Origin of the sequence: Hydrogenophaga crassostreae, from assembly GCF_001761385.1 — a bacterium.
Taxonomy (GTDB): Bacteria; Pseudomonadota; Gammaproteobacteria; order Burkholderiales; family Burkholderiaceae_C; genus Hydrogenophaga; species Hydrogenophaga crassostreae.
Window position 1 is genome coordinate 1,120,673 of the sequence record NZ_CP017476.1, and the last position, 22,077, is coordinate 1,142,749.

Annotated in this window: 15 protein-coding genes and 1 pseudogene; 12 read left to right on the top strand and 4 right to left on the bottom strand. The window is 58.1% G+C overall.

Annotation, left to right across the window (positions count from 1 at the left end; all coding sequences use genetic code 11):
• The first annotated feature begins 336 nt into the window (after positions 1-336).
• The 4 genes from LPB072_RS05350 to LPB072_RS05365 all read left to right on the top strand — a co-directional run bounded on the left by LPB072_RS05350 (position 337) and on the right by LPB072_RS05365 (position 3,003).
• The gene (locus LPB072_RS05350) at positions 337-1,380 is read left to right on the top strand and encodes an aldo/keto reductase (protein WP_066088468.1); all 1,044 of its coding nucleotides are present in this window, start codon (positions 337-339) and stop codon (positions 1,378-1,380) included.
• 124 nt (positions 1,381-1,504) lie between these two features.
• A complete protein-coding gene (locus tag LPB072_RS05355; protein ID WP_066088471.1) occupies positions 1,505-1,996 on the top strand; it encodes an aminoacyl-tRNA deacylase in 492 nt (163 codons plus the stop codon).
• A gap of 24 nt (positions 1,997-2,020) precedes the next feature.
• Positions 2,021-2,650, top strand: a complete 630-nt coding sequence (gene plsY, locus LPB072_RS05360) for a glycerol-3-phosphate 1-O-acyltransferase PlsY (RefSeq protein WP_066088474.1) — start codon at positions 2,021-2,023, stop codon at positions 2,648-2,650.
• Positions 2,647-3,003, top strand: a complete 357-nt coding sequence (locus LPB072_RS05365) for a RidA family protein (RefSeq protein WP_066088477.1) — start codon at positions 2,647-2,649, stop codon at positions 3,001-3,003. Before plsY ends, LPB072_RS05365 begins: the two co-directional genes overlap by 4 nt.
• A gap of 208 nt (positions 3,004-3,211) precedes the next feature.
• Here LPB072_RS05365 and LPB072_RS05370 read toward each other — a convergent pair whose 3' ends face one another.
• On the bottom strand, positions 3,212-3,856 hold the full coding sequence (locus tag LPB072_RS05370) for a retropepsin-like aspartic protease family protein (protein ID WP_066088481.1): 645 nt from the start codon (positions 3,854-3,856) through the stop codon (positions 3,212-3,214).
• A gap of 182 nt (positions 3,857-4,038) precedes the next feature.
• Positions 4,039-4,524, bottom strand: coding sequence for a YajQ family cyclic di-GMP-binding protein (locus tag LPB072_RS05375; protein ID WP_066088484.1), 486 nt, complete (start codon positions 4,522-4,524; stop codon positions 4,039-4,041).
• A 42-nt stretch (positions 4,525-4,566) separates the two neighbouring features.
• Here LPB072_RS05375 and murB point away from each other — a divergent pair, with 42 nt between their 5' ends.
• The 3 genes from murB (at position 4,567) to LPB072_RS05390 (ending at position 7,873) form a co-directional block, all read left to right on the top strand.
• On the top strand, positions 4,567-5,616 hold the full coding sequence (gene murB, locus LPB072_RS05380; RefSeq protein WP_066088486.1) for a UDP-N-acetylmuramate dehydrogenase: 1,050 nt from the start codon (positions 4,567-4,569) through the stop codon (positions 5,614-5,616).
• Positions 5,617-5,716: 100 nt separating this feature from the next.
• Positions 5,717-6,316 carry an SRPBCC family protein gene (locus tag LPB072_RS05385; protein ID WP_157694126.1) on the top strand — a complete coding sequence of 200 codons (600 nt, stop codon included), beginning with the start codon at positions 5,717-5,719 and terminating at the stop codon, positions 6,314-6,316.
• Between the two features lie 6 nt (positions 6,317-6,322).
• Positions 6,323-7,873: a hypothetical protein gene (locus tag LPB072_RS05390; protein ID WP_066088492.1), complete on the top strand. Its 1,551-nt coding sequence runs from the start codon at positions 6,323-6,325 to the stop codon at positions 7,871-7,873.
• A gap of 105 nt (positions 7,874-7,978) precedes the next feature.
• Here the strand turns inward: LPB072_RS05390 and argG are convergent, their stop codons facing one another.
• Both argG and ppnP read right to left on the bottom strand, forming a co-directional pair.
• Positions 7,979-9,322, bottom strand: a complete 1,344-nt coding sequence (gene argG / locus LPB072_RS05395) for an argininosuccinate synthase (RefSeq protein WP_066088495.1) — start codon at positions 9,320-9,322, stop codon at positions 7,979-7,981.
• A gap of 10 nt (positions 9,323-9,332) precedes the next feature.
• A complete protein-coding gene (ppnP, locus tag LPB072_RS05400; RefSeq protein WP_066088498.1) occupies positions 9,333-9,659 on the bottom strand; it encodes a pyrimidine/purine nucleoside phosphorylase in 327 nt (108 codons plus the stop codon).
• 1,121 nt (positions 9,660-10,780) lie between these two features.
• Here ppnP and LPB072_RS05405 point away from each other — a divergent pair.
• From LPB072_RS05405 to LPB072_RS05415, 5 genes and pseudogenes are all read left to right on the top strand, one after another.
• Positions 10,781-13,603 carry a DUF1566 domain-containing protein gene (locus LPB072_RS05405; RefSeq protein WP_066088501.1) on the top strand — a complete coding sequence of 941 codons (2,823 nt, stop codon included), beginning with the start codon at positions 10,781-10,783 and terminating at the stop codon, positions 13,601-13,603.
• A 547-nt stretch (positions 13,604-14,150) separates the two neighbouring features.
• Positions 14,151-14,540, top strand: a pseudogene (locus LPB072_RS24185) (serine protease); the annotation flags it as partial.
• Between the two features lie 183 nt (positions 14,541-14,723).
• Complete coding sequence (locus tag LPB072_RS05410; RefSeq protein ID WP_157694128.1) at positions 14,724-17,384, top strand: Lcl C-terminal domain-containing protein; 2,661 nt, start codon at positions 14,724-14,726, stop codon at positions 17,382-17,384.
• A gap of 45 nt (positions 17,385-17,429) precedes the next feature.
• Positions 17,430-17,780, top strand: coding sequence for a hypothetical protein (locus LPB072_RS23355; protein ID WP_157559234.1), 351 nt, complete (start codon positions 17,430-17,432; stop codon positions 17,778-17,780).
• A 278-nt stretch (positions 17,781-18,058) separates the two neighbouring features.
• Positions 18,059-22,069, top strand: coding sequence for a hypothetical protein (locus tag LPB072_RS05415; protein ID WP_066088508.1), 4,011 nt, complete (start codon positions 18,059-18,061; stop codon positions 22,067-22,069).
• The last annotated feature ends 8 nt before the right edge of the window (positions 22,070-22,077 follow it).

Consider the following 22,077-nt stretch of genomic DNA (forward strand, 5'->3'; position numbering starts at 1 on the left):
AGGCCGACAGGGTGCTTGAATGCCATCGGGCGAACGGGTGGCGCAAGCGGTCAACGGTTCGTTTCGACATAAAAGCCCCTCCAATCATGCATGACATTCGTGTTTATGTAGTGCTTTTGACCAAATAGACGGGTTATGCAGTAAGTTATTTGGTACTCAGGCACATTTCGGTTACAAGTACGCCGCACTGGGGTTTTGGCCAGTTTTTTCCGCTGAAAGCGCATGCCGTGGCCGGGTTCGCGAGATGCGCTGGAGACCGCAGCGCCGAAATCGAGGACATAAACTTGTGATCAGGCCGTCGTGCCTTAACCGTTCAATTGCGCTGGAGCCATACATATGAAAAAAGTCACCCTGGGGTCATCGACTCTGCAAGTTACGCCCATTTGCCTGGGCACGATGACTTTTGGCGAACAGGTCAGTGAGGCCGATGCCCACGCCCTGTTGGATCGCTCGATGGAGCGTGGCATCAACTTCATCGATACGGCAGAGATGTATGCCGTGCCCGCCAAGGCAGAAACGTGTGGTGCCACCGAAACCATCATCGGCAACTGGTTTGCCAAACGTCCGGGTGCGCGGGAGAAGTTGATTCTGGCAACCAAGGTGGCTGGCCCTGCACGGGGCATGCCCTGGATTCGGCCAGAGGTGAACAGGGCCGGAATCATCGAAGCCTGCGAAGCCAGCCTGCGACGCCTGCAAACCGATGTGATCGATCTTTACCAAATCCACTGGCCGGCGCGCAACGTTCCGGCGTTTGGTGCCTTGTATTTTGATCCCTCCAAAGACCGGCCATGTCCGACGGTGCTGGAGCAGTTGGAGGCCTTGGCCGAGTTGGTAAAAGCTGGCAAGGTGCGGTCGATTGGCCTGTCCAACGAGACGCCCTACGGTGTGCACGAATTCGTTCGTTTGGCGGAGCAGCATGGCCTGCCGCGGGTGGCCACGGTGCAAAACCCGTATTGCCTTCTCAACCGCAGCGTTGAGAACGGGCTCGATGAATCAGCACACCGCCTGGGTGTGGGCTTGCTGGCCTATTCCCCATTGGGCTTTGGCTTGCTCACAGGCAAGTACGACGCCACAGGTCTGGTGGGCAACGCCGGGCGCATGTCGATTTACGAATCGATGCAAAAGCAGCGGTGGGGCCGACCAGAGTCGCTGGACGCAGCCAAGCGCTACAACGCGTTGGCGCGCGACCACGGTTTGTCTCCATCCCAGCTCGCGCTGGCGTTTTGCTACAGGAACTGGCGTGTGGCCAGCACGATCATCGGCGTGACTTCGATGGCCCAGCTGAACGAGTGTCTGGATGCGTGGGACACCGAACTGTCGGTTGATCTCTTGAAGGAAATCGATCAGATCCGCTGGACTTGCCGCGACCCGGCGCAGTAGATTCAGCCCACCCCCGCGCCGCGCTTGCGGCGCGTCACCTCCTCCAGGGGGCAATGCCGGCCGGCCGGCGACGCCGGATCGGCGACGTTCCGGGTCTGGGTGCCTCGATCAGCAGAATATTTCAATGGCCAAAAAAAATCATGTGAGTGAGACGCCAGCCACGGCCTGGCTGAAGGCGCATGGCGTGGTGTACACCGAGCACTCCTATGAGTACCTGGATCACGGCGGCGCGCAGCACAGCGCACAGGTGCTGGGGCTGGACCCGTTTGCTGTGGTCAAAACATTGATCATGCAAGACGAGGCTGCCAAACCTCTGGCTGTGTTGATGCATGGCAACCGAACGGTTTCGACCAAGAACCTGGCCCGCCAGATCGGTGCCAAATCGGTTGAGCCTTGCAAACCCGAGGTCGCCAACCGCCACAGTGGTTTTCTGGTGGGTGGTACCTCGCCGTTTGGTTTGAAGCGCGAGATGCCGATCTGGGTCGAGGCCTCTGTTCTGGCCTTGCCCACCATCTGGATCAATGGTGGTCGGCGCGGCTATCTGGTGGGGCTGGCGCCTTCGGTGCTCTCTGGTCCGCTTGGGGCTCGGCCTGTGACCTGCGCGCTGGCAGAATAGCCCTCTTTTTCTCAGGAGCCGCTTTTGACCGCTGTTTACCCTTTTCTGGCCACGCTGCTGGCCTACCTGATCGGCTCGCTGTCGTTTGCCGTGCTGGTGAGTCGCGTGATGGGGTTAAGCGATCCGCGCACCTACGGCAGCAACAACCCTGGTGCGACCAATGTGCTGCGCTCGGGCAACAAGGCTGCGGCCGTGTTGACGCTGCTGCTCGACGCCTTCAAAGGCTGGCTGCCGGTGGTGGCAGTGAAGTGGTGGGGCGAGGCCTGGGGTCTGGGTGATGGCACCGTGGCGCTGGTGGGGCTTGCGGCATTTTTGGGCCATTTGTACCCGGTGTTTTTCGGGTTCAAAGGTGGCAAGGGCGTGGCCACGGCTGCGGGTGTGATTCTGGCGTTCAATCCCTGGCTGGGGCTGGCATCGTTGGCCACCTGGCTGATCATTGCGGTGTTTTTCCGCTATTCGTCATTGGCCTCGATCGTGACTGCGGTGTTCGCACCGTTTTTCTTCCTGCTGGGCAGCGGCAGCGTTTGGGACGCGCCCAGAGCACTGGTTGTGAGCCTGGCGCTGATGGGTTTGTTTTTGGTGTGGCGCCACGCCGAGAACATCAACCGCCTGATCGCAGGCAAAGAAAGCAAACTGGGTAGCAAAAAATCATGAACAAAGACATTCAACGCTTCGGCATGACCCCGCGGCTCAGCGAAGCCGCCGTATTCAATGGCATCGTGTACCTCGCCGGCATGGTGCCCGAGCGCGGTGACACCGACATTCGAGGCCAGACAGAGGATGTCTTGGCGCAAGTGGAACACCACCTGAAAGCCGCTGGCAGCGACAAATCACGCATTTTGCGCGCCCAGATTTTCCTTACCAACATCGCCGAGATTGGTGTGATGAACGAAGTGTGGGATGCCTGGGTCGTGCCAGGTGCTGCGCCGCCCCGCGCCACAGTGCAATCGCCATTGGCCGATCCCGCCTGGCATATTGAAATTGTGGTGACCGCAGCGCTGGCCTGAATGATCGGGGTGCCGGGCAGAATTCTGTGCCTGGAAGGCTGCCCAGCTTGGTGAGTGCCTGCAGTGGTGGCTCCAAGACCCGTTCGCGCGAGGTGTCTTCACCGAGAATGCCGTCGATCCGTCTTTGCCGGTCGACCAGCGTTGCCCCTTGAGGGGCGGAGCGGCTACACGAAGTGCGCAAGCGATGGGGGTGGACCCATTTCCTGGGTTACCGCTTCTCCAGCGTCATCTGATCGTTGGTGCGGGTCATTTGAAAGCGCGTCAGGTAGTTGTTGCCCAACAAGACAAAAGGCATGGCTTGCGGCGTGATCACAGCGGTGATGTTGTAGCTCACCATGTCGCCCAAGCGCAGTGAATCCAGCTTCACCTCCCAGCCAATGGCCGCGCCATTGGCGGTGTTCATCATGACCTGGCGGCCCTTTTTGTAGGCAATGTTGATGCGCCGGGCTTCGGGTTCACCAATGGCCACCACCGTGGCGCCGGTATCCACCATGAACTGCACCGAGCGGCCATTGATCTGCCCCTGAGGCATGAAATGTCCCCGCCCATCGGCTGTCAGCACGATGCGGTTGCCCCCGCCGCTGGGGGTGCCTGACCCACCCAGGCTGACCGGTGCTTCCCCCACGCGCAGGGTCTGCTTTTTGCCATCGATCTCCACCGTGGCGGACTGACCGTCAACGCTCACCAGCTTGACGCCCTGATGCGTCTGACCAGGGCTCAGGAACCGAGGCGCACTGGAATCGACTGTGAGCAGGGCTTTGCTTCCGGACACGCCAGACAGCGCGACCGACTGGGCAAATGCATTGCCCACCATGAAAGCAAGCAATGCCATGGAAACCAGCAATGTGCGCATGAAGTGCCTTTGTTCAAGGACGCCGAGGGTCCGGCCGCGCCGGCCCACCAGCGTCGCCCCTGGGGGGTGACGCGCCGCAGGCGCGGCGCGGGGGGAATCACGCTCACCGCCGGGCCGCCCCAAGGCGAGTGAGCCCCCTCGGGGGGGCAGCGACCCGCGAAGCGGCGGAGCGTGGGGGCGTATCAATCCCTGAAGTTGTCGAAAGACAGGGGCAGGTCTTTGAGCTCGCTGCGAATCAGGGCCATGGCTTCTTGCAAGTCGTCGCGCTTGGCGCCGGTTACGCGAACAGCGTCACCCTGGATCGCGCCCTGCACCTTGAGCTTGCTGCCCTTGAGGGCTTGCTGGATCTTTTTGCCGTCTTCGGTGCTGATGCCGTTTTTGACCTTCACCACCTGCTTGACCTTGTCGCCGCCCATTTTTTCGACCTTGCCGACATCGAGGAAACGCGCGTCCACGCCGCGTTTGGTCAGCTTGTTGCGCAAGACGTCTTCAACCTGGGTGAGCTGAAAGTCGGCATCGCCAAACAGGGTGATCTCTTTGTCTTTGAGTTCAATGGCGGCACTGGTGCCTTTGAAGTCGAAGCGGGTTCCGATTTCGCGGGCCACCTGGTCAACCGCATTCTTGACTTCGACAAAATCGGCTTCTAGAACGGTGTCAAAAGTAGGCATGGTGTGCTGAGTCCTGCATGAAGTGAATGAGACAATCCCATCATGTTAGTCGAGAACAATGTGGCGCTCCAGCCCCTCAACACCTTTGGCATTGCCGCACGAGCGCACAGCCTCGCCCGCGTGCGCGACGAAGCCGGTATCGCCGAGTTGATCAGCCAGCTTGCAGGTCAGGCGCCTGCGCTGGTCCTGGGTGGGGGCAGCAACCTGGTGATTACAGGCGATATCAAGGGGCTGGTGATCAAGGTGGAGGTGTCTGGCAAGCGCCTGATTGAAGAGACCGACAAGGGATGGCTGGTTGAAGCTGGCGCAGGTGAAAACTGGCACGGGTTTGTGGCGTGGACGTTGGCACAAGGTTGGCCCGGGCTGGAAAACATGGCCTTGATTCCCGGCCTTGTGGGGGCTTCGCCCGTGCAGAACATCGGCGCCTATGGTGTGGAACTGCAGGACCGGTTCCATTCGCTCGACGCCATCGATTTGCGCAGTGGCCAGACCTTTTCGCTGGATGCCGCGCAATGCGGGTTTGGCTACCGCGACTCTGTGTTCAAACATGCGCCTTCTGATGAGCGCAGCTATGGCCTGGCCGGCTGCGCCATCATCACGCGCGTGCGTTTTCTGTTGCCCAAACCGTGGACGCCGGTATTGGGGTACCTCGATCTGGAGCGCAAGATGGCCGAGACGGGCATCAGCGAACCCGACGCGATGCAGATTTTTGACTGGGTGGTGGCCATTCGCAGCGCCAAACTGCCCGACCCGGCCGTGATCGGCAACGCAGGCAGCTTCTTCAAGAACCCCACTGTCACGCCAGAGCAATGCGCCGACATCATCGCGCGCGACCCCAAGGTGGTTCATTACCCGATGGACGATGGCAGCATCAAGCTTGCAGCAGGCTGGCTGATTGACGCCTGCGGCTGGAAAGGCAAGAGCGTGGGCAACGCAGCGGTTTACGAGAGGCAGGCACTGGTGCTGGTGAACAAGGGTGGCCCCGAACATCCTTGCACCGGTGGCGAGGTGATGACGCTGGCCAAGGCGATACAGACGAGCGTGTACGAGCGTTTCGGCATCATGCTGGAGCCCGAGCCCGTGGTGGTTTGAGCGGAGCCGGGTTGTCGGGTATCACTGCCTCCAACGGATGCCCCTTCAGCATGACCCACGGCCCGCAAGGGGCAGTTCGGGCGCGTTAGCATGCCAACTCATGCCACATTTTCGATTCAACTTGCCTCTCGCCTGGATGCGCTGCACCGCCATTTGCAGCGGTGTGTGGCTTGTGACCACCGCAGCCCTGGCAAGCGCGCCTGAAGCGCGGTTGTTGCTGGATGCCTCGCGGGAGGCCGGGCGCGTCAACCTGCTAATTCGCACCACGGTTGACGCACCGTATTCGGTGATCTGGGCCGTGCTGACGGATTACAACAACACCGCCAAATGGGTGCCTGGCATGGAGCGCAGCGTGGTCTTGAAGCGAAGGCCTGGTGGCGCCATCGTTGAACAGAGTGGCCAGGCGAACGTGTTGTTCTTTCATCTCGCGATCAACAGCGTGGTGGACGTACAAGAACTTCCGCCTGATCGCATCGAGGTCAAGCTGGTTCGGGGCGATTTCAAGCGGCTCGACGGGGCCTACGAACTGAAGAAACTGGGCAATACCGACGAACGCTACGAATTGCGTTGGCAGGGCCAACTGGAGCTGTCGGCGGCCGTTCCCGGTTTCGTGGCCCAGCCGCTGCTGGCGAACAACCTGAAGAAGAGCTTTGAAGGCTTGGTGCAAGAGATGGAGCGCCGGGCCAGAGCGGCGCCATAGAACACCATGAACACCTGGTTTTTGATCACGGGTTTGGCCAGACGTTGGCATTGCACCAGCCTGGTGGTTGTGGTGTTGACACTGCAGGGGTGCGCAACAGGCCCACAGCCTGAGAGCCCCGAGAGCGCCGGGCCGGTCGAATCGTGCCAGCGCTGGTACGCCGATCTCGACCGGCTGGTGCATCGAAGCGGGGTTAGCGATGCCCAGGACAGCCGCATCGAAGGATTCCCCCAGCTGCGGCAGTCGCGATGGACGGCGTCGTTCCGAAGTGACGCTCAGATAAATGACGCTGCGTTTGATGCCTGGTTTGGCCAGATGCGCGAGCTGGGTGATCAAGGTTCGGCGGTGGAAATCGCCAACGTGCCCGAAGCTGAATGGGTTGGCGTCTTGCCATCTGCTGGAGGAAAGTTGCGCAAGCAGGCGCTCATCAAGACCCAGGCCTGCGCCGATTTGCTGAGCAAGATGGATCGCTCCCGGGAACCACGGCGGGTGGCATTGCTGGCCGGCCCCGGGGTACCAGACAGCTATTCCACGCTGGCCCGGTTTCTGGGCGTGTATGCCGTCACCCGTGTGCCTTTCAGTGCAGGCGTCAATCGCTGGCAGGAAGAGACGCAACGCGCTTTTTCTGCGCGGATCACTCCGGAGGCCGGGTTGGTGCAAAGACATGTGCCAAAGCCCTCGGCTATGGAAGAGGTGGCCGAAACCCTGGCAGGGGCACAGAGAGACGCTTTGGGTGTTCCCCAGTTGAGCGCTGAGTTGAGCGAGAGGTTGCTGAACCGCCATGCGCCAGTGATGGAGATTGCGCCTCAAGGCCCCTTTGACCAGTTTGGCGAGATGACCCTGAACCCCGATGGCCGCCCGGCCGTTGAAACCGCGGTGCCTGTGGTTTACCGGCGTATCGCCTACGCGCGGCAAGGTGGCGCGACCTTGGTGCAGCTGGTGTACCTCTACTGGTTTTCCGAGCGACCCAAGACGGGTCCGCTGGATTTGCTCGGCGGTGCGCTGGACGGCGTCATGTGGCGGGTGACGCTGGATGAAAAAGGCCAGCCTTTGCTTTACGACTCAGCCCACGCCTGTGGCTGCTATCACCTGTTTTTCCCCACGCCCGCGCTTCAACCCAAGCCAGCGCCAGAGACGGGAATGGAGTGGGCGTTTATCCCTGCGCCGGCGCCGCGCCTGAAGCCCGGTGAGCGGGTGGTTCTGGGCATCGCTCCGCGCACCCACTACCTCAGCGCCGTGTCGTCCACGGCAGATTTCAAAGGCTCGCCGTACCAGAGCCGGGATGCCTCTCAGTTGCGCTCTTTGCCGCTGGTTTCACCAACGGATGACCGGCGCAGCCTGTATGGACCCGATGGCATCGTGTCGGGTTCGCAGCGCGGCGAGCGCTACCTCTTCTGGCCCATGGGCGTGCGCGACGCGGGCGCCCAGCGCCAATGGGGCCACCACGCCACAGCCTTTGTGGGGCGCCGGCACTTTGATGATCCGGATCTGATCGAGCGCCGCTTTGAACGGGTTAGGGCTTTGCCAGCGGAGGCCCGCGACCTGACCGATGATTGAAGCTGCCCATCGCCGTGAAGCATGCGGTCGAAATGCAAAAAGGCCTGAAGGGGAAACCCTTCAGGCCTTTTTGTTGAGCGGAACCCAGCGTCGCCGGGTGCCGTTTCAGTCCTTTTTGTCGCTGCCTTCCAGCTTCAACATGTCGGCGCCTTCGCCCAGAGAGAGCAAACCGGTCTTGGCGTAGATGCCCAGTTTGGCGCGGGTGTCGACGATGTCGAGGTTGCGCATGGTGAGCTGGCCGATGCGATCGGCGGGCGTGAACGGCGCGTCTTCCACCTTTTCCATGCTCAAACGCTCGGGCGCGTAGGTCAGGTTGGCGCTCTCTGTGTTCATGATCGAGTAGTCGTTGCCGCGGCGCAGTTCGATGGTCACTTCGCCGGTGATGGCGCGCGCCACCCAGCGTTGCGCGGTTTCGCGCAGCATCAGGGTTTGCGGGTCGAACCAGCGGCCCTGGTACAGCAGGCGGCCGAGTTTCAGGCCGTTCATGCGGTACTGCTCGATGGTGTCTTCGTTGTGAATGCCGGTCACCAGGCGCTCGTAAGCGATGTAGAGCAGGGCCAGGCCGGGGGCTTCGTAGATGCCGCGGCTCTTGGCTTCAATGATGCGGTTTTCGATCTGGTCGCTCATGCCCAGGCCGTGGCGCCCGCCGATGCGGTTGGCTTCCAGGATCAGCTCGACGGCCGACTCAAAAGTTTTGCCGTTCAAAGCGACCGGTTGGCCCTCTTCAAAGCGCACGGTCACCGTTTCACGTTTGACTTCAACCTCGTCTTTCCAGAACGCCACACCCATGATGGGGTTGACGATGTTGATGCCGCTGTTGAGGAATTCCAGGTCTTTGGCTTCGTGCGTGGCGCCGAGCATGTTGCTGTCGGTGCTGTAGGCCTTCTCGGCGCTCATCTTGTAGCCAAAACCATTGGCCGTCATGAAGGCGCTCATTTCCGAGCGGCCACCCAGTTCGTCGATGAACAGCTGGTCGAGCCAGGGCTTGTAGATCTTCAGGCTCGGGTTGGTCAACAGGCCGTAGCGGTAGAAGCGCTCGATGTCGTTGCCTTTGTAGGTTGAGCCATCGCCCCAGATGTTGACGTCGTCTTCCTTCATGGCCGCCACCAGCATGGTGCCGGTCACGGCGCGGCCCAGCGGCGTGGTGTTGAAGTAGGTCACGCCAGCGGTGGTCACGTGGAACGCACCGCACTGCAGCGCGGCGATGCCTTCGGCGGCGAGCTGCTTGCGGCAATCGACCAGGCGCGCTTTTTCGGCGCCGTATTCCATGGCCTTGCGCGGAATTTCGTCGTAATCCGGCTCGTCGGGCTGGCCGAGGTTGGCCGTGTAGGCGTAAGGGACCGCGCCCTTTTGCTTCATCCAGAGCAAAGCAGCGCTGGTGTCCAGACCACCAGAGAAGGCGATACCGACTTTTTGATGCAGGGGCAGATTTTGAAGAATGGTGGCCATGTTGTTTGAATTACCCGTAGTGGCAGATGTAGTGGAACGCTTCGCTCACGCGGATATCGAAGCTCGAATGGCCTGGCACGCTGAATTGCTCGCCCGCCTTGATGCTTGACCAGTCGGCGGAGCCGGCCAGCTTGAACTCGCAGCTGCCGGCCACACACTCCATGATTTCAGGTGCGGCGGTACCGAAAGTGAGTGACGCGGGCAAAACCACACCCACCGACTTTTTCGTGCCGTCAGGCAGGGTGAGGCTGTGGCTGACGCACTTGCCGTCGAAGTAGACGCTGGCTTGCGTCGTAACGGTGACGCCGTCGAGTTGGGTGGTGATGTTGTTGCTCATGGGCGCGGCAAAAAAGGGCGAGGCCCCCGAATGGAGCCCCGTCAACCCGCTATTTTAGGCTGCGCGCTGGATGCCCTAACTTGCTTCTGCCACTGCAGGTGGCAGCTCCATCAGAGACCTTCGAGACACCATATAGAGGTGCCTGCGCCTGCCGACCCATCTGGGCAATCGCGTAAAGCAGAAAAGACGCAGTCCTCACGGTATTGAAGTTCAGGTGTTGAAAAGAAGTCTTCTGTTGGGGTCGAATCAAGAAATGTCTCGCTTGTCCGCAGCGTTGATGAGCACGTGGAAGGTTGAAAAACGTGCGAGTCCTTAGTGGCTGGTGTACCGATGGCTGCATAAAAGCATATGAAGTAGCCCCCAGACTTAAGCAGCGCTGTGGCAGTGCCGTCCCGAAAGCGGGTAGACAACTCACCAGAGAGGCAGGGCGCAGTGTGCTTTTCCCGAACAGCCTGTTCAGACCAAGGCACTGCCGAATCGCAAGGCAGTTCTGCCTGGCTACCAAAAAAAACTCTTGGCCGCCCTTGCACGCCACCAAGGGCATATCTAAGCAGGGTAGTCGTGCCGTTGCTCTCTTTCGCTGAAAGTGCACCACCCCGGTCAGAAGCCCCGGGTGGGGGCCCAAAAAAAACAGGTTCCTAAGAAAGGGCTTTTGGCCTGTCGCAGTTTGGACCTCTGCCCCCGTAATTCCACAGGCTCAAAGCCAAAAACCATGCTCATGCACCGATAAGCGCGCTACGCAGGTTGTGAAGCAGCAATAAAGCTTGAAGCTGTTGGTCAGTGATCCATCGTGGCTATGCCTATATGTGGCGAAGGAACTACATCCTTTCCCTTTTGTCATCCGATTGGATGACATTTTGCTGTTTGAGTTTCAGTTTGTTACTGCTAGAGTGCAAAGGTAACGACGATGGATGAGAGCGGGCAAGAAAGTCGGCCAGCCTTTGGGTTCTTCTGGCGCCTCCGTAGCTGAGGTCTCTTCGAATTCACACGGCCTTGCCATGCTGGATTGGCGTAGATATTGTGCGCCCTCGTTAGAACTGAGAAGTCAACCGCGTATTGGTAGAGAATTCACTTTCTGCAATTCTTCGTCAAATAACCCAATGAATTAGGCATACTTGGAGATGAAATTGCTAACCCAGCCGAATACACTTAAGAAGCTGTTTCTGTCCATTGCGGTTTTGGTCACTTTGACCGCCTGTGGCGGGGGCTCGAATGAGCCGGCTGAGCCCAATAGCCTTAGTTCAATGCAATCCCTGGGCAGTGCTTACGGGCAACCCCAAAGCCGAGAGCAGCAAGCCGCAATGGCAAAAACACTGGGCGCCTATTTTGGTGAGAGCCGTGCGGCCAATCCAGAGGGTTTGATGGGTGATGTGACCGTCATTAAAAGCGCAAAGGCGGCAAACATGTCCCCTAAAGCTGCCTACCGATTTTTTAACACTTTGACGGGGGTGCATTTTTACACCATGTCGGAAGAAGAGCGTTCGTCGGTTCAGGCGAACCTGAAGCAATTCCAATATGAAGGTCCGGCGTTTTATGCAATACCGTCAGACGCTGAAACGCTGAAGCCGGTATACCGTTTCTACAACAAAGTCAGCGGCACCCATTTTTACACCATATCGGAAGAAGAAAAAAGCCATGTGATCGCGACGTGGCCTGAAATATTCAACTTCGAAGGCATTTCGTGGTACGGAAGCCAAACCCCCGGCCCGGGTTGGAGACCTATATACAGGTTTTTCAATACCCAAACGGGAACCCACTTTTACAGCGCCACGCCCGCTGAAAAAGACACGATTGTTGCCACATTGCCCCAGTTTACCTTCGAAGGAATTGCTTACTACATTCGTTTGACGGATTCCATGGATACCACGCTAACTGGTGTCGATGCAAATAAAAATGGTGTACGCGACAGCGTCGAACAGGTGCTGGCTCAGTTGATTGCCGACCCGGCGGCACTTCAACTCAACGTGGGAGTTGCGGCAGCGTATGAGCGGTTGCTGACCAACCCATTACCGACCACAAGGGTAGATGCTTTGAAGGCCATGAGTTCGATTGCCTGTTCGGAAGTGGAGGCTGGATCGAACCTATTTGAGTCGGATAGCTTCGGACTGAGAAACGCGCTTTTTGACACCGAATTAAGGGCAGCCCAATGGTCTAACTACATCAGGAGACTCGGCGGTGGCTACCTTTCTTCTGAATTGTATCCGTGCAATGGTGTCAATAAAGACGGAAACCGCCTTGCCCAAGAAAAAGCAATAAGTTTGAGCGCGCTGATGACCGGAACGAGTATCAGAAGTCTATCGACGAGAGTGCTTTTTGTTAATGGCATTACCAACAGCCATGAGACTGCGCGCAGTTCATCTTACGAACTTGCATCTGCCTTGGGCTATGAATTGAATGACGATTTTGATTTTGATTTTTATCACAATCCGAACGATAGTTTGGTGAGTGATGCGGTTGAACTCGTGGATCAGGCATCAATTAGTCGAAAGGCGGTGATTAATGCATACAATAATTCGCGTATCAGCGATCCTTTTACTTCATATGCGGACTTTTTCGCAAAATATAGAATTGATCCGAATTATCGCTTGGCCTACAACTCTGAGTTGGCCGCCATCTATTCTTCTGAAAAAGTCAGTGCGGAAGGTGGGCCACTTTCGGCACGGCAGCGCAACATATTGACTACCCGGGAGCTGGCAGACAAGATAAAAGAGACGATTGCTTTGGGCTATATTGATAAACTGATAATCGTACCGCACTCTCAGGGTAACTACTATGTAGAATCTGCGTTGGCGATGATTCTAGAGGAAATAACCACTGGTTCATGGATTACCATTTCTGCTGCGGATTTCGTGAGAAAAATCAGAGTGTTTGGTGTGGCTCCGGTCTCAAGTACAACATGGAGCGGGTCGTACATAAGACACAAAGATGATGACGCTATTGCAAAGCATATATCTGCGAATAGTCCGTCTGCTGTTCTTTCCAGCAACGCCTCACTTTGTGCTCCGACATCCTGCGAACTCGGTGGGTACATAGATCCGTTTTCAATGAGAACAGCTGCGCTTACAGACGAACGGATGCATGGCTTCGTAAAGACATATTTGAATGAATTGGTATTTGTGGCTGGAAACGTGTTCACTTTGCCCCAGCATATTGGTCAAAGGATAAGAGAGTTTTTTCCCAAGGTGATTTCTGTAACGCCGTCTGCCGCAGTCGTTTTGGATCAACCTATGGTATTCACTGTCACAGGTGACAATTTGCCCTTGACGGCCATTTTGTCCCTTGCCGATTCCGAATGCCAGACGCCGGTCAATCGCACTGTCACGGGATTCCAGCAAGCGTGTACCCCGCGGGGCACGGTGGGCAGCAAAGTAGTGACAATAAAGTCCAACACGGATCCCAATGGTGGCACGGTGATCGACAACTCGCGAAGCGTGGTGGTGACTGCTGCGCCGACGGGAAAATACAGTTTGATTGGCAGCTACAGCAGGGAGGAATGTGTCAAAGACAATGTCACTGGTTTGATTTGGGAAGGGAAGCCAGCGAGTGGGTTTCGCGTTAGTAGCAATATCCACACAAATTACGACGATTCGACGCAGCCACAGAAGCCTGTTGATTTCCTTTCTAGCCCATACCCCACCCAGGCGGAGATCAATGCTGTAAGTAATACCGTTGGCTATGCAAATTATGTCAACAGCACCGCATTGTGCGGCTCTAGCGCGTGGCGTCTGCCCACCAGCGAAGAGTTGGCTACTTTGTTTGTTGAGAATGTGTGGGAGGACCCCCTATGGTTTCCCAACTCGGCGGCTGTAGAAGGTAATTGGTCGTCCACTCCAGGTTCTAGTGCCTCTAACGCATTGTTTGTCACCCACGGTCAGGCCGTCAATGACCTCCGCGGTGGAGTCACAGTAGGACACCGTGTTCGTTTAGTGCGTGTCAGTCAGTGATTGGAGCGCTGAGCGCCTTTGGCTGTAGCCCCGAGGTTGCAGCGGTTCGAGCCAATGGCATTGCGATCAGGCATTTGATTGCTCAGGAGAATTCGGAATGGTGATAGGTTGGAATCGTGATCGCGTGATTTATCGCGCGGTCCTTTTTGCCTCATTGTTCGTTTTGAGCGCCCGCGATGGCGGCGCCTCTTCAAGCGATTCATCGGCGAATGCCTGAAACGTTGATCGTCGGTTGGAGTGAATTGATTAACTTTGGTGATCCATTCTTCGAATAAATGGGTCTGAAAACAATGAATGGGAGTGAGGAATGAGCTTTTTTGCGCGTAATCGGCAGCGGCTTACAGGCATCTTCTTGGCGAGCGTTTTATTTGTCTTAGGCTCCTGCGGCGGCGGGTCGGCTGGCGACACGCCTCAACCCATGTTCAAAGGCGAACTCACGCCTGAGCAGGTCAATATCGTGTTGCAAAAGAGCGCTGATATCAACACCAATGAATTGCAAGCAGAAGAAGCGGCCACTGTAACCGGGGTGATGCTGGCGCAGAAGGCCATGCTCAAAGCGGGAACCAGAGTGACCGTTTACCGCTTCTACAACACGCAAACGGCGGCCCATTTCTACACAACGAGCGAGACCGAGAAGGCCAATGTCATCGCCAATATGAAGCAGTTTGCTTACGAAGGCCCGGCCTTCTATGGCAATGGCACCAGTGGAAACGGCCTGAGCCCGGTTTACCGCTTCTACAACACCCAGACCGGGGTTCATTTCTACACCATCAGCGAAGATGAGAAGGCCCACATTGGGCTCAACCTCAAGCAGTTCAATTACGAAGGCGTTGCCTATTACGCCAGCAAGACCAGCGGCGAAGGTTTGGTCGGGCTCTACCGCTTTTATGTGCCCAGCAAAGGGTTCCACTTTTACACCGCAAGCGAGAGCGAGCGCGATAAGGTAATTTCCACCAACGCCAACTACAAATTCGAAGGCTTGGGCTACTACGTATTTGCCTCGGGTGTGGTGGTTACCAATGGCAACGTGGTGAACGCCACTGTCAGCGACGGTGTGGTCGCGGTAACCAGGGAAGGCACCACGGGAACCAATTCGGTGCAAGCAAATGCTGGGGGTGGCGTGTTGCTGTCAACCAGCGATGCATCGGTAGCCAACGCGACCGTGGGCGGCATTGTGCACATTCCTGCCGCCACTGGCGGGCTGGAGCTCCCGTTCACCGGCCGGGTTACTTCCGTGTCCACCGCTTCCGGAAAACAGCAAATTCAGATGGTGCCGGCCAACCCGGAAGACGTTTTCAATGAAATTTCATGGGACATCGATACCCGAAGGGTGGGCACCAAGGTGGCAGGCGTTATTGCGCCCAAAAATGCCATTGCAAGCTTCTCGCTCGCTCAAAAATCAGTCAGCCCAGGCGGAGTGGGTGCACAAACGAAGCTGGCTGTGGACGGTTCTTTTACCGCAGCCAATTCCATGCTGAATGGCACGGTGACCGTGACCCAGCCCATTGTGTACAAAGGGGCAACGATCACATTGACCGCCACGGCCAACGTCAGCGACGTGGCGCTGCGCTCAGAGGCCGTCTTTTCAAAGAGTATTCCCGACTATTTCAGCACTTCGGGCTGGGGGAAAATAACCGCCGTTGTATCCGGTAAAGTGGGCGGGCAAGTCAAGCTTGAGGGTGCTGCCAACGACATCAAACTGGCAGATATGTTGACCAGTACCGATGTTTGGGACCAGCTGAAGTGGAATGCCGGGGAGAGCTTTTCCCTTGAAGGGCTGGATGGGCAAGACAAGGCAGGCAGGATTCCCTTGGGCGGCGTGATTTTGACCACCGGCGCAGCCACGGCCTTCGCTGGCAACATCCCCGATTCGGCGGTTACCTTGCTGAGCGCCGCTCCTACATCGGTGCTGTGGATCTACCTCAATCTCGATGGCACTCTCAGCCTTCAAGGGGAAACTGGATGGCGCGCCGCTGACTACGGATTTGAACAAGGTGTTGAAGCGCGATTGGTTGGCAGTTTATTGATGCCCACCTTGATCAACAATTCGACGCCCGGGTGGCAGGAACTGTATGCCAACGGCAGCGCCACCTACTCCCAGCGTGTGGGCCTGATGCCCGCGGCAGACGTATTGATCGCAGGCATTCGACCCGCCCATATCAATGCCTTCGTGGGCGCTGAATTCAACGGATCCATGAAAGGGGCAGGGGAATACCGATTCTTGCCAGTACCCAGAACGGCCAATGGTGCTTTTTGCATGCAAAGCCACGCTTGGGCGGGCATCGAGCTCAACACCCGGTTCCGTGTAAAGGCCAAGCTCGACGCCTTCTCATTCAAAACCGAGGTGGGGGTGGAGGAACAACATTACACCGGCAGGCCCGTCACCTGGGTCGATGAAGACCTGCAGCCATTGTGTGTGACGGGCGGTGCGTTTTCAATCAGCGCAGTGGCACGAGGCCCAGACCCAGCCAACAGCGCCAATGGTTTTGTGGACGTTGACTTCACACCCGCCTACAGCAACAACAGCATTCGATCCTTGACCGATATTTGGCGGGTAACGGCTTCGTGTGCGGGATGCACCGATGCGGTATTTGACATTCCTGCAACCAAAGCAGGTCTTGACCGCATCAGCCTGCCCGTCGGCAAAACTTACACGCTCACGCTAGCGGCCTTGAACAACACCTACCAGGTGATCAAGACGGCGAGCACAAACGTGACATTGGTGAGTGCCCCCAGCGCCAGCTTCGTGGTTGCCGCCAATGCCGGCAACTGCGCCAGCTTGACGTTGACCGCCACCGCCGCAGCCAGCAGCGGGCGGAGCATATTGACCTATGCGTGGGCTGTGCAGCGAACCGGCGCCGCCGCTGAGACCTATAGCGGAAACCCCGTGAACAGCGTGCTACTACCCAGCTGTGGATCCACGCAAATTCAGTTGACCGTGATCGATAGCGAAGGGTTCACCACCTTGGTCAGCCAGACGGTAGATACCTCAAACCTTGGCGCCAAGGTGACCGATGTGACTCCCTTGACCGCCACTTTGGATGTGCCCACGGCTTTCACCGTGACGGGAACCAACTTGCCGCTGTCAGCCCAACTCGTTTTGGGCGCCTTTGCCGAGTGCCAGTCCCCAGTGAACGCCACAAGCACCGGTTTTCAGCAAACATGCACACCGCGAGGTACTGCCGGAATCCATGTGATGACGGTCATGACGAACTCGATCGCAAACGGAGGCGTTTTGATTGACAGTACGAGAAGCGTCGCCGTGTCTGCCGAGCCATCGACCAGATACAGCCTGGTCGGCAATTACACCAAGGAAGAATGCGTCAAGGACAACACCACGGGTTTGATTTGGGAGGGGAAAACGGCAGGTGGGCCGCGATCAGGTGCCAACTCTTATACTAATTTTGACGATTCAAATCAGCTGCAAAATTGGACTGTCGACGGCATCATTAATCCAACCCAATCCGAGATTGATTCGGTGGGTAATAGCGTGGGCTACGCAAAATTCGTTAACGGTATTGTGTTGTGCGGATTTTCAGATGGTGGTTGGCGATTGCCTTCGAGAGAAGAGTTGGCCTCATTGGCAAATAGAAATCTAATAGGTTCCCCGAAGATTGACACATCTTGGTTTCCGAACACGACTGGTGGGACTTGGTCGTCTTCTCCACGGGCTGAGTATCCAATCTTTGCTTGGGGTGTCGACTTTGCCAATGGTGACGTCTATGGGGGCTATGGGCGCGTAGACGGAATGGCGATTCGCCTGGTGCATGCCAGTCAGTGATTGGGGGCGCAGCGCCGTTGGCTGAAGCCCGGAATTTGCAGCGGTTTGGGCCAATGGCGCGTTGATTGGGTATTTGAATTTTCAGGAGAAAGCGGAATGGTGATGGGTTGGAGTCGTGATCGCGCGGCTTGTTGCGTCATATTTTTTGCGGCAGTTTGTGCTTTGAGTGCTTGCGGTGGGAGCGCATCTTCAGGCGATTCATCAGGAATTGCCCTTGATAAGCGGGCAACAGCAACCGCCAGCCAAACCTCTACAGCTGCATCGCCGGATCAAGCCCAAAGTGATTTGATCACCGGCATTTCGCCAACCACCAGAGAAGCCAGCTTCGGCGAGCCCCAAGGCGCCCAAACCGTGGCCGATATGACGAAGCGCTTGGCGGTGGTGTTTGATGGGTGATACGCCAAGCAATCCGAGTTGTTGCCGGGCGCTACACCCACGACGAAGTTGTGCAGCACTTGGACGGTTAAGGCTGGGACCAGATCAGTTTCCTTGGGCCTCACGCTCGCGCCAGTTGATCAGCTTTTCAATACTTAGACGGGGGGTACTTCGACACCGTGTAGCCCGGAGGCGCGATTGGGTGAGGGCTCATCTGAATTGGTTCAACGGCGAAGGCGAGGCGCCGTGCCGTTCACCTGGCCGTAACATGCCCTGTATTGGTGTTTAGGAGGAATGGAATGCTTGGTTGGAGGCAGGATTTTTCTTCGGTGCGGCTGTGTGCGCTGGCGCTTGGATTGAGCGGCCTGGTGGCTTGCGGCGGTGGCGGCTCGGGCGACGAACCGTTGGCAACATCCACCAATGCTGCGGTTGCTGTTGGTTCAACTGAGTGGCCAGCGGCCTCGCAATGGCAGAAAGCAGCCTCGCTCAACGCCGAGACCCTTGCAACCGCCGCCGCGGCAATTGCTGCAGGCGATGCAAACGAAAGCCATGCCCTGAGCAAAGCATCGGCGCGCAGCCCGGTCTACCGCTTCTACAACACCGAAACGGCCGCGCATTTCTACACTATCAGCCTGGCCGAGCGCGACCGGGTTCGCAACACCATGCCGGTGTTTCGCTACGAGGGCGAGGCCTTTTATGTGAGCGCCACGGCCGATGCGGGGTTGAGTCCGGTTTACCGTTTCTACAACCTGCAGACCGGGGTGCATTTCTATTCGATCAGCGCAGAAGAAAAGGCCTTCATCGAAGCCAATTTTGCCCAGTTCTATTACGAAGGCATTGCCTACTACGCGAGCAAAACAGCCATCTCAGGCGCCGCGCCGCTGTACCGGTTCTATGTATCGACCAAGGGCTTTCATTTCTACTCGGCCAGTGAAGCAGAGAAAGACAGCATCCGCGCCACGCTGCCCGTCTACTTGTTCGAAAACGTGGGCTACTACGTTTTCCCATCGCCATCGCCATCGGCATCGCTGGGTTTCACGGTGGGCGGTGGGTTGACCGGGTTGGCCACAGGCCAGACATTGGTGTTGCAAAACAATGGGGGCGATGACCTCTCTCTCTCGGCCAACGGGGGCTTCCAGTTTACTGCGCCGGTGGCCAGCGAGGGCACCTACAGCGTGAGCGTCAAGACACAGCCAACGGGGCAAGTCTGCTCGGTGAGCGCTGGGATCGGCGTGGTGGTGGCTGATGTGGGCAGCGTTGTGGTGACCTGTTCCAGCGTGAGCTACCCGGTGGGGGGCTCGGTTTCAGGGCTAGCTGTCGGGCAGTCGCTGGTGTTGCAGAACAACGGCAGTGGCGATCTCAGCCGATCTTCCAACGGAGCCTTCACCTTTGCGGCCAACGTGGCCCATGGCGCGGGCTACCTGGTGACCGTGAGAACCCAGCCGGCTGGCCAAAGTTGCAGCGTGAGCAACGGCAGTGGCACGGCCAGCGCAGCGGTGAGTGGCGTGCAGGTGGTCTGCGCGACCGGTCAATATGCCTTGGGCGGTACGGTATCCGGGTTGGCTGCGGGCCAAACGCTGGTGCTTCAAAACAATGGCGGCAGCGACCTCAGCCGTTCGGCCAACGGCGGGTTCACCTTCGCGGGCAATTTGGCCCATGGATCGGTTTACGCCGTCACCGTGAAAACCCAACCGGCCGGCCAAAGTTGCATCGTGATCAACGGCAGTGGTACCGCCACAGCCAGCGTGGGCAACGTATCGGTGAATTGCGTCACCAGCCAATACACCGTAGGGGGCAACCTGGCGGGTATGGCTTCGGGGAAGTCGGTGGTTTTGCAGAACAATGGTGGCAACAACCTCACCCGCACCACAACAGGCGCGTTCACGTTCGCAGGCAGCTTGCCCCCGGGCAGCGCCTACAGCGTGACCGTGATGACCCAGCCACTGGGGCAGAACTGCAGCGTGAGCAATGGCAGTGGCATTGTCTCGGCCAGTGTGAGCAATGTGCAGGTGCTCTGCGCGGTCAACTTTTACAGCGTCGGGGGCAGCATCTCGGGCCTGGGTTCGGGCAAGAGCGTCACGCTGCAAAACAACGCGGGCAACGATCTGATCCGAACGCAGAACGGCAACTTCGGCTTCAGCCAGTTGCTGACCTATGGCGTGGCGTATGCGGTCAGCGTCAAAACGCAGCCTGTTGACCAGACCTGCAGCGTGGCCAACGGGCTGGACACGGTCAGTGGTCAAGTCAGCACGGTGGCGGTGACCTGTGTCGACCATGTTTCTGTGGGCGGCAGCGTCTCGGGTCTGGGCGCGGGCAACCCGGTGGTGCTCACGCTCAATGGGGCTGGCGATCTGTCGCTCGGCAGCAATGGCGCGTTCACATTTGCCAACAAAACGCCGCTGGGCGCCGCCTATGTGGTGGGTGTGAAGACCCAGCCAAATGGTCAGACCTGTGGCGTGAGCAACGCCACCGGCACGGCCAATGCGGCGGTTGGCAATGTGGGGGTGCAGTGTGTCACCAACGCGTTGACCGACCTGGTGATTTCCGAAGTGGGCAGTTGCCCATCGACCAATGAAAGTTGCTGGTTCGAGGTCTTTAACCCGACAGCATCGGTGAGAAACCTGTCTTCCTACAGCCTCAGAGCAGGCGAGTGGACGGCGGAGGTTTTTGCATTGCCCGCCATGGTGGTTGCACCTGGGCAATACCGTGTCATCGCCGCGCGCCTCGACTCGGTGGCGCCGATCACCCCGTTGAACCCGGTCGCAATGGTCGGGAGTACCAGCAGCGTTCCGAGGTGGGCTCAAAGCTACTACACGGGATCGGGCCAGCTGAGCCGCAATGGCTTGGTCGAGCTGGTTTCTCTTGCGACGAATACCACCGTCGATGCGGTCCGGTTTGGGAACACGGTGGCACCGCAACCCTTGACAGCGGGCCACTGGAGTGGCCCGGGTGTGGTGTCTGACTTCACCGCGGAATCGACCAACTCTTCCAGAGCACTGGTTCGAACGGCCGCGAGCATGATGGCCAATCAGGACACGCAGTCGGCCAGTGACTGGGTGATAGTTGACTACGCGACGCCAGGAGGGCCAAACGATGTTGCACCCGGATCGGCGGATGCCGACAACGATGGTCTGCCCGATCCCAACGAAATGCCTGGCGCGACCTACAACGGGCTCAACCTGTATTCCATGGGCGCGAGGGTCAATCAGCGCGATATCTTTTTGGAGCTCGACCATATGGACAGCGCCACGGTCGACCTGGTTCCGCAGATCGCAGCCATGCAAACCCTGAAAGACGTGTTTGCGGCGCATGGTTTTGCATTGCACATCGACGTGGGAAACGTGTTTTCTGCAGAGTTCAATCCAGCGCAATTCAACCTGGGCCAGGTCAGCGGCAAAGTGCCCTATGAGGCTTGTCTGGGTTGGGGGGTGGGCGATTGCGCGACCAACAGCTCAACCCACTACCGCACGATCTACGACTGGAAATGGCAACACTTTGATGTCAGGCGCCGGGCCATTTTTCACTACGGGTTGATCGGCAACGCGGCTGCACAAGGAGAGGGCGGACGCGGAGAGCTTTTTGGCAATGATTTCTCGGTCACCTCGGGGGCTGGCGGCGGCGGGAACGTTGGCGTGCTCATGCATGAGCTCGGTCACAACCTGGGCTTGCAGCACGGGGGGGACGAGGCAACGCAGTACAAACCCAATTACCTCAGCGTCATGAACTACTTGTACAGCTGGCATGTCCCACCCCAAGGGAACTCCGTCTGGCCCTTCAGGAAGTGGAAGTACTCCTTTGGCAATTCGGCGGGCATGTACGTGTGTTCTGCGGGCAGCACAGATCCCAATTGCGCAGCGCAGTTGCCGTATTCCTTCAATTATTCCGAGGGGGGTGGCCTGCCTCTGAACGAGAGCAGCCTGTATGAGAGTTCGAACGTGGGTCGAGGGGCCTTGCCCGGCGTTTACGCCGACTGGGATGAAAACGGCAGCCTCACCGCCAACCCGATCGCCAGAGATTTGAACCAGGATGGCCTGCTCGCTGTGCTCACCGATCACAACGACTGGGCCGCTATCAACCTGCCGTTTGTTCACAACTACGGCGGTCAGTTGTTCACCAAATCGGCGCAAATGGCCTCGAACCGCAAGGCGGCCAAAGTGCCTTCTACCGGCGCCGCCGTGCCCAACCCACTCACCAACGACCGCGGGCCCACTGTCATCACTTGTGGGCCTGTGCCCGCCAGCGGCGGTGGCGCTTTGAACAAGCGCGGCCAGAGGCGCAACTGGTTAAGCCAGCCCGGGCCTCGCCAATGAGAATGACG

What these genes read in the sequence shown, in the direction of transcription:
- LPB072_RS05415 (WP_066088508.1), top strand. Translation starts at nt 18,059, where the DNA reads ATGCTTGGTTGGAGGCAGGATTTTTCTTCGGTGCGGCTGTGTGCGCTG.
- murB (WP_066088486.1), top strand. Translation starts at nt 4,567, where the DNA reads ATGTTAGTCGAGAACAATGTGGCGCTCCAGCCCCTCAACACCTTTGGC.
- LPB072_RS05350 (WP_066088468.1), top strand. Translation starts at nt 337, where the DNA reads ATGAAAAAAGTCACCCTGGGGTCATCGACTCTGCAAGTTACGCCCATT.
- LPB072_RS05405 (WP_066088501.1), top strand. Translation starts at nt 10,781, where the DNA reads ATGAAATTGCTAACCCAGCCGAATACACTTAAGAAGCTGTTTCTGTCC.
- LPB072_RS05355 (WP_066088471.1), top strand. Translation starts at nt 1,505, where the DNA reads ATGGCCAAAAAAAATCATGTGAGTGAGACGCCAGCCACGGCCTGGCTG.
- LPB072_RS05365 (WP_066088477.1), top strand. Translation starts at nt 2,647, where the DNA reads ATGAACAAAGACATTCAACGCTTCGGCATGACCCCGCGGCTCAGCGAA.
- LPB072_RS05390 (WP_066088492.1), top strand. Translation starts at nt 6,323, where the DNA reads ATGAACACCTGGTTTTTGATCACGGGTTTGGCCAGACGTTGGCATTGC.
- LPB072_RS05375 (WP_066088484.1), bottom strand. Translation starts at nt 4,524, where the DNA reads ATGCCTACTTTTGACACCGTTCTAGAAGCCGATTTTGTCGAAGTCAAG.
- LPB072_RS05370 (WP_066088481.1), bottom strand. Translation starts at nt 3,856, where the DNA reads ATGCGCACATTGCTGGTTTCCATGGCATTGCTTGCTTTCATGGTGGGC.
- argG (WP_066088495.1), bottom strand. Translation starts at nt 9,322, where the DNA reads ATGGCCACCATTCTTCAAAATCTGCCCCTGCATCAAAAAGTCGGTATC.
- LPB072_RS05385 (WP_157694126.1), top strand. Translation starts at nt 5,717, where the DNA reads ATGCCACATTTTCGATTCAACTTGCCTCTCGCCTGGATGCGCTGCACC.
- ppnP (WP_066088498.1), bottom strand. Translation starts at nt 9,659, where the DNA reads ATGAGCAACAACATCACCACCCAACTCGACGGCGTCACCGTTACGACG.